The sequence below is a fragment of the Chitinimonas sp. BJB300 genome, assembly GCF_002735695.1.
Classification (GTDB): Bacteria; Pseudomonadota; Gammaproteobacteria; order Burkholderiales; family Chitinimonadaceae; genus Chitinimonas.
On sequence record NZ_PDZH01000051.1, the window covers coordinates 1 to 12,973 of the forward strand.

Annotated in this window: 13 protein-coding genes; 2 read left to right on the top strand and 11 right to left on the bottom strand. The window is 52.9% G+C overall.

The genetic code is table 11. The features are described 5' to 3' along the window. From CSQ89_RS10470 to CSQ89_RS10490, 5 genes are all read right to left on the bottom strand, one after another. The coding region (locus CSQ89_RS10470; RefSeq protein WP_304441797.1) for a primase-helicase zinc-binding domain-containing protein at positions 1–276 on the bottom strand (276 nt) is incomplete at its 3' end. An 11-nt stretch (positions 277–287) separates the two neighbouring features. After that, complete coding sequence (locus CSQ89_RS10475) at positions 288–1,055, bottom strand: phage antirepressor KilAC domain-containing protein (protein WP_099406108.1); 768 nt, start codon at positions 1,053–1,055, stop codon at positions 288–290. 3 nt (positions 1,056–1,058) lie between these two features. Then, a complete protein-coding gene (locus tag CSQ89_RS10480; protein WP_099406109.1) occupies positions 1,059–1,391 on the bottom strand; it encodes a hypothetical protein in 333 nt (110 codons plus the stop codon). A gap of 334 nt (positions 1,392–1,725) precedes the next feature. Next, positions 1,726–2,475, bottom strand: coding sequence for a BRO-N domain-containing protein (locus tag CSQ89_RS10485; protein WP_099406110.1), 750 nt, complete (start codon positions 2,473–2,475; stop codon positions 1,726–1,728). Beyond that, positions 2,472–2,783 carry a helix-turn-helix transcriptional regulator gene (locus tag CSQ89_RS10490; protein WP_099406111.1) on the bottom strand — a complete coding sequence of 104 codons (312 nt, stop codon included), beginning with the start codon at positions 2,781–2,783 and terminating at the stop codon, positions 2,472–2,474. The genes CSQ89_RS10485 and CSQ89_RS10490 overlap by 4 nt, the downstream gene beginning before the upstream one ends. A 128-nt stretch (positions 2,784–2,911) precedes the next feature. Between CSQ89_RS10490 and CSQ89_RS22050 the strand changes: the two genes are divergently transcribed. Next, positions 2,912–3,250 carry a hypothetical protein gene (locus CSQ89_RS22050; RefSeq protein WP_139023045.1) on the top strand — a complete coding sequence of 113 codons (339 nt, stop codon included), beginning with the start codon at positions 2,912–2,914 and terminating at the stop codon, positions 3,248–3,250. 192 nt (positions 3,251–3,442) lie between these two features. Here CSQ89_RS22050 and CSQ89_RS10495 read toward each other — a convergent pair whose 3' ends face one another. From CSQ89_RS10495 to CSQ89_RS10510, 4 genes are all read right to left on the bottom strand, one after another. Continuing rightward, on the bottom strand, positions 3,443–4,846 hold the full coding sequence (locus CSQ89_RS10495; protein WP_099406112.1) for a tyrosine-type recombinase/integrase: 1,404 nt from the start codon (positions 4,844–4,846) through the stop codon (positions 3,443–3,445). Between the two features lie 396 nt (positions 4,847–5,242). Continuing rightward, the gene (gene gabD, locus CSQ89_RS10500; protein ID WP_099406113.1) at positions 5,243–6,697 is read right to left on the bottom strand and encodes an NADP-dependent succinate-semialdehyde dehydrogenase; all 1,455 of its coding nucleotides are present in this window, start codon (positions 6,695–6,697) and stop codon (positions 5,243–5,245) included. Between the two features lie 10 nt (positions 6,698–6,707). Continuing rightward, complete coding sequence (locus CSQ89_RS10505; protein ID WP_099406114.1) at positions 6,708–7,976, bottom strand: 4-aminobutyrate--2-oxoglutarate transaminase; 1,269 nt, start codon at positions 7,974–7,976, stop codon at positions 6,708–6,710. Between the two features lie 361 nt (positions 7,977–8,337). Continuing rightward, positions 8,338–8,895, bottom strand: coding sequence for a thioredoxin family protein (locus tag CSQ89_RS10510; protein ID WP_099406115.1), 558 nt, complete (start codon positions 8,893–8,895; stop codon positions 8,338–8,340). Positions 8,896–8,981: 86 nt separating this feature from the next. Between CSQ89_RS10510 and CSQ89_RS10515 the strand changes: the two genes are divergently transcribed. Beyond that, on the top strand, positions 8,982–9,704 hold the full coding sequence (locus CSQ89_RS10515) for a 16S rRNA (uracil(1498)-N(3))-methyltransferase (protein WP_099406116.1): 723 nt from the start codon (positions 8,982–8,984) through the stop codon (positions 9,702–9,704). Positions 9,705–9,788: 84 nt separating this feature from the next. Here the strand turns inward: CSQ89_RS10515 and ccsB are convergent, their stop codons facing one another. Together ccsB and CSQ89_RS10525 are read right to left on the bottom strand one after the other, a co-directional pair. Beyond that, the gene (ccsB, locus tag CSQ89_RS10520) at positions 9,789–10,949 is read right to left on the bottom strand and encodes a c-type cytochrome biogenesis protein CcsB (RefSeq protein ID WP_099406117.1); all 1,161 of its coding nucleotides are present in this window, start codon (positions 10,947–10,949) and stop codon (positions 9,789–9,791) included. Next, positions 10,946–12,970: a cytochrome c biogenesis protein ResB gene (locus tag CSQ89_RS10525; protein WP_199065413.1), complete on the bottom strand. Its 2,025-nt coding sequence runs from the start codon at positions 12,968–12,970 to the stop codon at positions 10,946–10,948. The genes ccsB and CSQ89_RS10525 overlap by 4 nt, the downstream gene beginning before the upstream one ends. Positions 12,971–12,973 lie beyond the last annotated feature (3 nt).

The window sequence follows — 12,973 nt, forward strand, 5'->3', positions numbered from 1 at the left end:
GACCAACGCAAAGCCATCACCGCCCTGGCCCTCTAGTGCCCGACAGACAAAGCGACCTGCGTCTTTGTCTATCCATTGGAAACGGTCAGTACCGCCACAGCAAGGACAGGGTCGATTGCGCTTGCTGCTAAAGGTATCTGCCGACAGGCCGAGTGCCGTTAAGATTGAAGCCCAACGACCACTAGCGGCATAACGCACGGTCTCAGCATCAAGGCGGGGCATATTCCGGGCAAAGTTCACCCCTTCCCGTCTGGCGGGAATCAATAACTTGCTCATATTTTTAATCCTTAGCGGAGAGCTACGGTGTCTTGCCGGTGGGAAGCTTCACCAACGCCAGTCGTGTGCTGAACCCGGAATCGCTTCTGAATGAAGGCCAAACCTTTGCCGGTCACTAACGTCCGGGCATAGATATGCTTTTCGCCTTTTGGATCGTTGTAATGCTTCTCGACAACCCGAAAATGTCCAGCATCAATGTATTGCTGATAGGGTAGATTGCCACGCATCAACAGGCCCTCATCGCGCAGAAACTTGAACAGGCGATTAGGTCCAGTGCCCAGCACTTTGGCGATCTCCTGCACGCTCTGGCAATTGATGGCGCCTACCACGGCATCATGGAAGGCGGCTTTAGGTGCCTGTTCCTGCACCTTGGCTTCGAGCGCCACAACCTTGTCCGTATAAGCCAATAACGCAGTACGCAGCCTGGTTGGGTCGGATAGCGCTGCATTCAAGTCGATGACATTGGACTTGGCCCGCTGCTCACACTCGATGAAGTAGCGTCGAGCCTGTTTGCCTTTTTCGTTGCGCTCGACCATTGCCAACTCTTTTGCCATGTCAATGCTGATGGCGTATTCGATACGGGGGCGACCTTTTGGGGTATTTTCCCGAAAAGTCACAAAGTCCTGATTTTCAAGGAAATCGTATTGCTCGATGCGCTTCCTGATCCAGTGGGAGAATCCTTCACCGCACCCTAAAAAGACATGCAGTTCGCGAGCATTAACGGTTTGAATGGTGCCATCACCAATCTGGCGTTCAGCAACTTGGATGAGTTCACTCATACCTCATGCTCCTACTGCCGAAGTTAGCGCAGCGCGCTGCGCATTCCATCGGCGGTGCCGAGCATCATCCACATAGTGACAACCAACCTCTTCGGCTTGGGCGTTGATGCTGTTCTGGATGTCGTCCGCCTTGCCCCATATCATTTGCAAGGCATAAGCGATGTTGTCCATATGCTGGTAGCTATCTGGTGTTTCGAGCCAAGCCAGAGCGAGTCTGGCAATGGCGGTCATTTCAGACAGTCCATCTTGCGACAAGCGATCCATTGACTTCACCGCATTGCGCAGCTGGTGGATTTCAGGGTTGTCGCACTTGGGAGCGGTCGTGTTCAAAGCCATGATTGGCCTCCTAGTGTTTTGAGTGAAATGGCCTCCAAACCGGGTAGTAGCCGGTGTAGAGGTGGGCGGGACTCAACTCGGCACACTAGCTGCCGTGGCCTCATTCCCCTTGCGGGTCTTGTATTCGGCCTATCGTCCCGCCCTTTGAAAAAGGGCATTACACCAAAGTGCAGGGCGCACGATGGACGTAAAAAAACCGCACAGCTTGGGTGCTTGCGGGTACTACTAGCGTTTTGAGTGCGCCCAGTATCGCTGCCCTGTAAGCGCCCAGTCAAGCGGCTCGCCGAGGAAAATGTGGGAGAAGAGCCCGGCGCACGGACCAAATACCCAGTCATTACGCAGCCTCCTTCAACAACTCAACTACGGTTGGTTTCCACAGAATCTGGTAGCCGGAATGGCCGTTACGAGAAAATGGCCGTGCTTCTGCCCAAGTTTGGCCGGCTTCGGTTAATTCCCAGTCATCGCGATCATTGCGAACTTGCAGGCCAATGACCGCAAGGCGTAGGTTGGTCGCTTTGGCGTTAGCACCCATCAACTGTCCCAGCCTAGTCGGCGTCATGCTTGCCAGCACCTCATCACAGGTAGGTAGCGAGCGACGCAGCGACTCTACGGATAGACCGGTGTTTTCAGCAACGCAGGCGAGCGTCGCAGCCATCGCAATGCCCTGCTTGACCCCTGGCATTTGGGCGATAGCCTCACCAAGCAACAGAATCGCGGCAACCCGATCTTGCGCGGGGGCGGGTACCGGTAGCTTGGCAGGTGTGGTGTGGTAAGCCCCAGTCTTGCGGATTGAGGGCAGCACCTCACTAGTTACCCAGCGCTTGAATCGTTTAGCTTCTGGTTTGCGACTACCGAGCACCAATGCATAAAGGCCGGACTCGCTGACGGTTGTCATCTCTTGCTCACCTCCAAGGGTGTGAATTGAATTCACTCCCTTTTCATCACCGTCAAGGCGTTCCAATGCTTTGCGGTCTAGTGTGAGCGCTGCCAGTACATCGGCAGCTATAAACCATGGCGCGCCGTCATTACCCACAACAACCCGTAAGCCCTGAGTATCAAAATTAAAAGCGACAAGCTGATTCATTTGCCGCACTCCCCGGCCGTGTTTCGCGCTTTCTTTCTGCTTGCTGGGCGGCTGTCAGTGCTGCTGTTACGGCTACCGGCAATGCGCGACTCAATCCATGCGTTCACTTCAGACTCAACCCAACCGACGCTGTCTCCGCCCAAGCTAATTTGAGTCGGGAAGGTAGCGTCATGGCGCGGGCTGTGAGGGTTGAGCTTGTCGTAGATCGCCGAGCGGGATAACCCAGTTCTGGTTTCAAGCTGTTTACGGCGGATGATGGTAGGGAGCGTTGCTTGGGCTTGCGGCTGTGCGGTGAATTGCGACTTCATTTTTAGGGTCTCCATGTGTGCCAGTGCGGCCAATGGATGCCTATTATTCACAGTATTTAGATGGCGGCAACAAGCCCCCTCAGGCTTTTTCGCCTACTCATCGGGCTTTAGGAAGCCTTGGTTGAAGCGTGCCCGAACTCCCTGAAATCCGCATGGAATGTGTGGGACGTGCTGGGACGATGCAAGGAAATGTACCTTCTATGCTTTTCAATGATCTTAATATGCAATTCATTGAAAAATTCAATTACCAATATAATTATTTATTCTTAAGAAAATTGATACATCGAACAAGTAATTTGCTCGCAAATCCGCTCTGGAGAACAGTTACAGCGAAATGGTGTTTGCTTGATGGCTGGTTTTTTCGGCGTATGCGGGGCGAGTTGATAGATGGCAGATGGTCAAGGCGGCAGGCAACAACTGGCTTACTTTGGTTACATCACCAAGCAGGCGGTGTATCCAAGGTGTAACCACCAAAGCCCTTTAATACCCTGTATCTACAAGACATTATGTAATGAGTTACACCGTAACACCGGTTACACCTGTTTTTAGGTCGCACACGAGTTCGGCTTGGTTTTCTGCTTCTTTCCACCAAGCAAACCCGTTATATGCCGCTTGGCTTTAGGACTTGGTTGGAGAAGTAACCAGCTTTCGTAGATATCTCAGGCCCGTTTAATCAATGGGATGACATTCTCCGCGTTGGCACGGGTCAACAAGTCGAGCCGATTACCTAGCAAGGAAAATGCCGCTCGGCGCTCTTCAAGTAGCTCGGCACGTTGGTAAATCCGCTTCACCTTATTGTCCTCCGCATGGTTCAAGCATTTCTCGATTACGTCACCACGCACACCAAGGTTGCCTAGCATGGTTGCCCCTGTGCGGCGTAGATCGTGGGCGGTCCAATCACCGCCTGATAGGCTCAGCGCATCAAAAGTCTTTGTGCGGTTACTGAGGGCCGTAGTGCGTTGCCTGTCTTTAATCTGTTTTTGGACAGTCTTGATGCATACATAGCCTTCGCGTCGCGTGGCAGGAAATACCCACGTTTCATCTATCGCATAGGCTACTCGGGCTTTTGCAAATTCACGTGGGCCTCGCAATCGCTTGAACTGCTGCAAAGCAAAGTCGGAAAGGTGAATTAAATGCGCTTCCCCGTTCTTGCTGTGCTCGGCGGGGATGCGCCATTCTTTCTTTTCGAAATCCACATCTTGCCAACGCGCCCTTACGACTTCCCCAACCCGCGCCAGAGTAGAAAGCATGAGCCAGATAGCACACTGTGTCGGTAACTCCAGTCGGGCAGGGCCGGCGACATTCACCAGACCGGAAACTGGGACAGTAGCAGCGAGTTGGTGGATTTCATTCGGTGATAGCACACGATCTCGCTCCTCTTCTTTTCCGCCTGCATGTTCCTTGGATATAAGCGCTGTCGGGTCTATTTCCACATACTCACGAATCAACGCATAGCGGAACATCTGGCGTAAGTCAGATAGAACACGGTTCGCCATTCGGCCAACACCACGGGCAGTAATGTCATCTAGCAAGGCCATGACGTGCCTGCGGCGCACGTCTTCAAGCGCCATACTGCCAATAGAGGGCAATACGTCCTTCTCGAATGCACGCCGAACTTCTTTCCCCGCATCCTTACGCTTGGTCGCAGCGGCGCTATGCCAAGCTTCAAACAGGCTGCTTATCGTATGCCGGTTTGCCAGCTTAGCAGCCTCCGCGTCGGCCTCACGCAGCCTCGCTGCCTCTTCCCGCTTTTGTCGCTCTGCCTGCTCTCGCTCGAAGTTGGCTTGCTCTATGGGGTCTCCCCCCTCCGCGACTATGGCCCGTAGCCGGTCACGTTCAGCACGGATAGTCGCCAAGTCAGAAGCTGGCCAACTTCCGCAGCGCTTTTCCCGACGCTTGTCTCCGACGCGGAATTGGTAGGTAAAGCTGATGGATATCCGGTCATCACGACCAATCGACACGACACCGGAAAGGCCGCCGCCATCTTTGACAGTTGTTCCCTTGGCTTCAAGCTTCAGACTTTTGAGGTAGAGCACCGTTAATTGGTTCTCGCGTTTTGCCATTCTGCTGCCCCGACAAATGCCCCGACAAAAAATCAGGATTGGCGCGGATTGTGCCGGACTTCCTGGGAATGGACAAGAACACAGAACCTAGTGTTTACAAGGGTTTCAGGCCATATATTGGATTCCTTCGGCCCTTGGTGGAACGCTATTCGCTTGCTTCGGGAGCAAGGGGTAGGAGGTTCGAATCCTCTCACGCCGACCATATATGTAAAAAGCCGATGCATAGACATCGGCTTTTTACATATATGGTTTTGTTTTCAATAAGAAAAATTAGCTTTACGAGCAACAACACCACAAAAAAAGTTCCCGCCGGTCCGAAGACCTAAGGCGGGAAGAGGAGGAGGAAATGGTTCGCACCCAAAAACCAGTGCGATTAATGTAATCGTAGCGCCGAAGTTACATTCCCGCAAGACATAGGTATTTAATTTCAAGGTAATCTTCGATGCCGTGGTGCGCGCCTTCCCGACCCAGGCCTGATTGCTTTACCCCGCCAAAAGGCGCGACTTCAGTGGATATCAGGCCAGCGTTAATACCGACCATGCCATACTCCAAGCCCTCAGCCACCCGCCACACCCGCCCTATATCACGCGCATAGAAATATGCCGCTAAGCCGAATTCTGTATCGTTGGCTCGTTCAATAACCTCTGCCTCACTATCAAACTTGAATAAGGGCGCCAGCGGACCAAAGGTTTCCTCACGTGCAACCTTCATATCGGTCGTTACACCCGTTACGATCGTCGGCTCGAAAAAGCTATGTCCCAGCGAATGCCGCTTACCGCCTGCCAGTAGCTTACCGCCTTTGGCCAGCGCATCAGCAATATGCTCTTCCACTTTCTCAACGGCTTTCATATCAATCATTGGTCCCTGGGTTACACCCGGCTCGACACCGTTACCCACTTTCAACTTGGCCACAGCTGCCGCCAGCTTCTCGGCAAATGCCTCATAAACACCTGCCTGGACATACAACCGATTAGCGCAGACACAGGTCTGACCAGCATTGCGGTACTTGGATGCAATAGCCCCCTCAACCGCCGCATCCAGATCAGCATCATCAAATACGATGAATGGTGCATTTCCTCCCAGCTCCAGCGACACTTTTTTGATAGTCGGCGCACAAGCCGCCATCAATTCACGACCAATTTCGGTTGAGCCAGTAAAGCTGAGTTTGCGCACAATAGGATTTGCCGTCAGCTCGCCACCGATGGCTTTAGCCGAGCCTGTCACAACGCTCAACACACCTGCCGGCACCCCAGCGCGGTGCGCCAGTTCCGCCATAGCTAGTGCAGAAAGTGGTGTCTGGCTTGCGGGCTTGATTACCATCGGGCATCCGGCAGCCAGCGCAGGGCCTGCCTTACGGGTAATCATGGCAGAGGGGAAATTCCACGGAGTAACCGCAGCGGTAACGCCGATGGGCTGCTTAATCACCATCAGCCGCTTATCACCCCATGGGGAGGGAATCGTTTCACCATAAACACGCTTGGCTTCTTCGGCAAACCATTCGAAAAAAGCTGCGGAATAGGCGATCTCGCCCCTGGCTTCCGCCAGCGGCTTACCTTGCTCTGCTGTCAGGATAGCGGCCAAGTCATCTTGATTCGCCAACATCAACTCATACAACTTACGTAGCACAGCACCACGCTCTTTAGCGGGCTTAGCTTTCCAAGCAGGCCAAGCTTTGTTGGCAGTCTCAATTGCACGTCGCGTTTCAGCCGCGCCCATCTTGGGCACATAGGCGATGATTTCACCCGTAGCCGGATTATTTACCGGAATAGTCTCGCCCGAGTCCGCATCCAGCCATTTGCCATCGATATAGCACTGCTGCTTAAGCAAACTAGTATCTTTCAGGTTCAGCATGGTTTCTTCCTCAGGCTTTCATGGCAACATCAAGAATATCGAGCGCTTCAGCAAACGTTGCATCATCAATGGTCAACGGCGCCAAGAAGCGAATCACGTTTGAATACACACCACAGGTAAGCAGGATCAACCCCCGCTTCATGGCTTCGGTTTGCACCTTTTTCGCAAAGTCTGCATCCGGTTCATCACTGCCGGCTTTGTTGAATTCCACTGCCACCATAAACCCAAGCCCCCGAATGTCGGCGATCTGGGGAACAGCAGCTTTCAGACTATTGAGTTTCTCCTTCAACGCAGCCCCCAAGCGTTCGGCACGTGCATTGAGTTGTTCCGCTTCGATTACATCAATGACCGCCAAAGCAGCCGCAATCGCCAATGGACTACCTGCATAGGTACCACCCAAACCACCCGGGGCTGGTGCATCCATCAAATCAGCACGTCCCGTGACAGCGGAAAGTGGAAAACCGCCAGCCAAGCTCTTGGCCATGGTCATTAGATCCGGCTTTACGTCATAGTGTTCCATGGCGAAAGTTTTTCCGGTGCGGGCAAACCCTGTCTGCACTTCGTCAGCGATCAAAAGAATGCCGTGTTCGTCACACAGCTTACGCAGTTCGGTAAAGAAAGGTTTCGGCACCGAATAGAACCCACCTTCCCCCTGGACTGGTTCAATGATGATGGCAGCAACACGTTTAGGATCGATATCTGCCTTGAACAACATATGCAGATGCTTGATCGAGTCAGCCGAGCTAACTCCGTGTAATTCGATAGGAAACGGCGCATGAAAAACATCAGCCGGCATGGGGCCGAAATTCAGCTTGTACGGGTTGACCTTACCGGTTAGCGCCATACCCATCATGGTCCGACCGTGGAAGCTACCCGAAAAAGCAATGATGCCGCTGCGGCCAGTAGCAGCCCGCGCTATCTTGACTGCATTCTCAACAGCCTCCGCGCCAGTCGAGAAAAAAGCCGTTTTCTTTGGGCCATCGATCGGTACGATCTGATTCAGCTTCTCGGCCAGCTTTACATAGCCCACATAAGGCACAACCTGGTAGCAAGTATGGGTAAATGCATCAAGCTGCGCCTTGACCGCTGCCACCAGTTTTGGATGACGATGGCCTGTATTCAGCACAGCAATCCCGGCGGCGAAATCGATAAAACGACGACCCTCTGCATCCCAAACCAGCGCATTCTCAGCACGTTCAGCAAAGAAATCCCCCAGAACCCCCACACCACGCGGTGTAGCGGCAAGTCGACGGGCATGAAGATCGGCATTTGTGGGCATGATGACTTCCTTGCAGTTCGGGATTGAGTTGCTGCGAATTTAATCACAAGCGATGAATAAATTCATCACATGCGGTGAATTTATTCATCGCTGCAGTGCAACATATAACACCATGTTTTGAATAAAAAAATCTGCATGTACGCGCTGGCAGCAGGATTTTTTCAATACCGATACCTTGGCTTGGACATTCAAGCTTGCCGTTTTAGCTTATTTAATTCAGGACGTTGAATTCCGCAGGCAGAACACCTGCGGTGAGCTCGTGAAATGGCAAGGCGCTAAACAGCTGGATCAGCTGACCTACTAGACTGCTACACCCAAGCGCACGTTCAAAATACTACTCGCTAGAAGCCGCTGACAGGCCTCAACCTCTGCGCCACTTGATCGCACAGCCGATACTGGCAACTTGCTGCCTGGGCCCCTCACCCGTCATGGCAATCTGCTTCATTGCCACCAACAAATCACGCGAGCTGTCTTTGCCGGTTGGTGTACGGCCCGAGTCATCAAAACGGCCACGGTACTGCAATTGCAGCTCACTGTTATACCCAAAGAAATCCGGCGTACAGATAGCACCATAGGCGTGGGCAACAGCTTGGCTTTCGTCATAGAGATAAGGGAAGCCAAAGTGATAAGCCTTTGCGTAGGCCTTCATGTGCTCGAAGTCATCATCAGGGTAGGTTGTTGGGTCATTGCTGTTAATGGCTACACAACCAATCCCATAACGCTGCAACTCCTGGCAAGTCACTACCAGCGCTTCTCGAATCGCCTTTACATAGGGGCAGTGATTACAGATGAACATCACCAGCAAGCCACTCGGCCCACGCAGGGCCGCCAAGCTGTAATGCACGCCATCCGTACCGGGCAAATTGAAATCGGTTGCCGCCAAACCAAACTGGCAGACCGGCGTGGTCATGCTGGCCATAGGTGACTCCTGGAGCAGATGATGAACGCAGTATAGGCCCGGCTTGGCTGGCATAATCTGCCTCATTGAATAGCTGCCCAACAACCATGCCACGCCTACATCTTGACCTACCCCTTGTCTGCGGACTCGAATTCGACTTACCGGAAGCCAACGCACGCCATTTACAAGTCCTCCGCTTACAACCTGGCGACGAACTGACGCTATTCAATGGCCAAGGCGGGGAATACACCGCCCATGTTCTAGAAATGGGCAAACGGCATGTAAAAGTCACCGTAGATAGCTTCGATGCGACTGAACGTGAATCACCGCTGCAAATCACTTTGGTGCAAGCACTATCCGCCACAGAGCGAATGGACTACACCGTACAGAAGGCCACCGAACTTGGGGTAAGCGTCATCCAAATTGTGCAGTCTGCCTTTTGCGGTTACAAACTTGCCGCCGACAGAGCCGAAAAGCGCTTGCAGCACTGGCAGGCCGTGGCTGAAGCGGCAGCCGAACAATGTGGCCGTACTCGAATACCAAGCATCCTGGCCCCTATCAAACTAGAGCAATGGTTGGCCAAGGCACCGACAGCAGATCTGAAATTGCTGCTTTCACCCACCGGTGCTATTGGGCTGGATGCCTTGCCCACCCAAGCCAAAACGGTGCAAATACTGATAGGGCCGGAAGGGGGATTTTCGACTGAGGAAGAAGCCAGCGCCATGTCTGCAGGCTTTCTCCCATTGTTGCTCGGCCCACGTATTTTCAGAACTGAAACAGTAGCCCCCGTCGTTGCAGCACTGCTACAAGCACGTTATGGTGACTTTTGAAAACCCAGGCATGCCAGCACAGTAAAGCAAAAGCCCAAGCTTGATTTGAGCTTGGGCTATTGCAAACCACCGAGCAAATACAGCCTAAAGTGTGCCGTAAGAGTGCAAACCCGACAAAAACATATTCACGCCTAAAAAGGCAAAGGTGGTGACAAATAGGCCGATTACCGCCCACCAAGCCAGCACATTTCCTCGCCAGCCTTTGACCAGCCTTACGTGCAGCCAAGCTGCATAGTTCAACCAGACAATCAGTGCCCAGGTCTCTTTTGGGTCCCAGCTCCAATAGCCACCCCAGGCATCTGCTGCCCACATTGCTCCTAATATCGTCGCAATGGTAAAGAACAAGAAACCAACGGCGATGGCTTTGTACATTACCTCACCCAAGGTGTCGTAGCTCGGCAGACGGCTGGCTAACACCCCCTTCGAAGCCAATAGCTGGGCGATTCCCAGCATCGAGGCCAAAGCAAAGGAGCCATATCCAACGAAGTTGGCAGGGACGTGAATCTTCATCCACCACGACTGCAAGGCAGGAATCAGCGGTTGAATCTCATGCGCTTGGCGGTCGATCGAATACCAGAGGATGAAACCCACCGCCGCTGAGATCACCAACAGTACGAAACCACCCATGCGCCGCGTGGCAAAACGCTGTTCGTAGTAGAGATACATCAGCGAGGTAATCAAACAAAAGAGAACGAAAACCTCGTATAGGTTCGATACAGGCACGTGGCCGATATCCGGGCCAATCAGATAACTTTCGTACCACCGCACGAAAAACCAACTCATTGCCGCCCCAGCCGCGGCCCACGTCAGGCCAGATGCAATGGACTCCGCCGTATCGGAACGCCGCGCCAAGCCCAACCAATACAAACCCGTGGCCAGCACAAACAACACACACATCCACATCACCAATGACTGGCTGGCAAGCAGATACTTAAGCCAGAAAGCTGTCTGGCCACGCGCCAAATCATCCCCGTAGAGACCAATTCCAATTAAGGCCAAAGCCCCACTCGCCGGCAGAAACACGCGCACCGGCTTCCAGAACCAACCCAATGCAATCGCACCAAACGCCATGCCCACCAAGATGGCTTGCTCATAGCCATCCATGAATGTGCGGTATCGGCCAAACGCCACAGCCGCCGTAGCAAAGACCAGCGCAGCAAAAAGATGATCGCCCCATTTCAATCCCTGCCAGAACAGCAAATTAGCAGGCTGAGGCTTGGTTACATCTAAGGTGGTGGTATTCATGTCTTGCCGTCCTCTTGCCGACCAACCAACGTAGTCAGCGTTTCGGTGTGTCGTGCGAACTCTGTTGCTGTCTGCTCATCACGGCGATTTGCACTCATGGCAAGCAACACTTTTCCCGCACCTGCCCAAACCCAAATCCGATTTTCGCGAATATAGAACATACAAAAAATGCCGAGAACCAGGAGCAGACTTCCCAAGTAGACCAGATTCTTGCCCGGGCTACGCGTCAGTTGAAAACCACTTGATTTCACTTCGGTAAAACCAACCGGCTGCAAATAGAAGTCACTGCCGTAGTCAAAGCTGGCCGATATTGCCACCAAGCTATCCATCAAGAATCGGTAGTGCGTTTCGTCCAACTCAATAACAGGCTGCTTAGCCTGCTCTTGCGCCAGCTTCATCACGTCGATAACCGCTCCCTGTAAAAGCTTTATGTAAGTCTGCGCCACTACTTGGCGTTTATCCTTGGGTACTTTGTCATCCAGAAAGCTCTCCAGCGCCGCGAAACCGCCCTCTGAAAATCGCTGCAGCACCCAGTGCAGACTCTGCTCAAACTCTTGTCGATAGGGTGCGCTTATGGCGCCATCCCGCTGGGCTTTTTCCGCAGTGCGCCGGGCAACCTCCCGCCATGCAGCCGTATCAAACATCGTCGCACGTAGTCGCATAAACGTATCGGGCTGAAGATCAGCATCCAAAGGAATCCGGATAAAGGCGAAAGGCGCCGCCACTTCGCTGCGTACCCCACTCATCAAGTAATAGCGGCCATCTTGCTCAAATGGCGCAAGGTAATTCAGATATTCACGAGCCTGGCCTTGCGCATCACGCACCTTGAACTGAATGGAAGGGCCAACATTCTTGACCTTCTTCTCGGCCTTTACCTGCCGTACATCCTGCAACAACTTACCTAGCCCTTGCGCCTGTGCAGTCTCGCCCAGGTTTTCAATATTAAATGCGCGGAAGTCGCCGAACTCCAAAGTCCGCTGCTTACCCTGCCAACTCAAAGGCTGGCTGCTCTGCGAAACGGCAGCAAGCGCTTGTGGCTGTACCTGCTTACCAAACCAATCCCATGCAGCAAATTGAAGCTGAGAACCACCATCGCCAAAGCTCGATTGATAGATGGCAATCCCATTCACAACCAATGGGTGATTCACCTTGACCGTGGCCGCCGTCACCTTGCCGGTTGCTTTCTCCGTAACTTCAATGTCACTGGCAAACAACTTGGGCTGGCCCGTGCTGTAGTGCTCGATATGGAATTGTTTAAGTTTGACGGTAAATGGCAATTCCTGGACAAAATAGCCGCGGCCAGCATTCAGAAATACCACGTCGCCTGCCGTCCCCTCGGGCAACTCCAACATTCCTCGAAAAGAGAGGTTGCCCATACCGAGACGACTTCTCTCCGGGATCTGGCTCTGTGGCACATTACGCAGCTCTACTTCCTTCTGACCAAGCACTTCTTGCAACTTGAGCAGCAGATTGCCATCCAACAATCCACCAATACAGATAACCACGATGGCCGCATGCGCCAACAAATAACCGAGCCGCTGCATGCTGCCCTTTTTGGCTGCCAGCATTAACCCATCTGTACGCTCTTGCTGCTTGAAACGATACCCCTGCGTCAGCAACCACGCCTGCGCACCGGTCAACACCTCTTGAGGCTGTGCACAGTCGAATTCGCTGTGGTACGGCATCGCCCGCAACGACTTCAATGAAGCCTGCTCACGATAGTGCTTCACATCCCGCAAGACACCAGGCGATTGCCGATAGATACAGAGCGAGGTCGACAGTACCAAAAATGCCAGGATGCCTAGAAACCAGCTAGTGTGGTACACATCAAACAGACCCAACCAGAGGAAGGGTTGGAACCAAAAATCCCCGAACTCAATCGCATAGTTCGAATAGGGTTGGTTCTGCTGTAATACGGTACCGATCACCGACGCGATCGCGATAATGCTCAGCAAGCTGATGGCAAACCGCATCGAACTTAACAGTTCATAAACGGCTTGCCAGAATGTAAGGCGACGCAATTT

What these genes read in the sequence shown, in the direction of transcription:
- CSQ89_RS10485 (WP_099406110.1), bottom strand. Translation starts at nt 2,475, where the DNA reads ATGAATCAGCTTGTCGCTTTTAATTTTGATACTCAGGGCTTACGGGTT.
- CSQ89_RS10490 (WP_099406111.1), bottom strand. Translation starts at nt 2,783, where the DNA reads ATGAAGTCGCAATTCACCGCACAGCCGCAAGCCCAAGCAACGCTCCCT.
- ccsB (WP_099406117.1), bottom strand. Translation starts at nt 10,949, where the DNA reads ATGAATACCACCACCTTAGATGTAACCAAGCCTCAGCCTGCTAATTTG.
- CSQ89_RS10515 (WP_099406116.1), top strand. Translation starts at nt 8,982, where the DNA reads ATGCCACGCCTACATCTTGACCTACCCCTTGTCTGCGGACTCGAATTC.
- CSQ89_RS10510 (WP_099406115.1), bottom strand. Translation starts at nt 8,895, where the DNA reads ATGGCCAGCATGACCACGCCGGTCTGCCAGTTTGGTTTGGCGGCAACC.
- CSQ89_RS10475 (WP_099406108.1), bottom strand. Translation starts at nt 1,055, where the DNA reads ATGAGTGAACTCATCCAAGTTGCTGAACGCCAGATTGGTGATGGCACC.
- CSQ89_RS10505 (WP_099406114.1), bottom strand. Translation starts at nt 7,976, where the DNA reads ATGCCCACAAATGCCGATCTTCATGCCCGTCGACTTGCCGCTACACCG.
- gabD (WP_099406113.1), bottom strand. Translation starts at nt 6,697, where the DNA reads ATGCTGAACCTGAAAGATACTAGTTTGCTTAAGCAGCAGTGCTATATC.
- CSQ89_RS10480 (WP_099406109.1), bottom strand. Translation starts at nt 1,391, where the DNA reads ATGGCTTTGAACACGACCGCTCCCAAGTGCGACAACCCTGAAATCCAC.
- CSQ89_RS10495 (WP_099406112.1), bottom strand. Translation starts at nt 4,846, where the DNA reads ATGGCAAAACGCGAGAACCAATTAACGGTGCTCTACCTCAAAAGTCTG.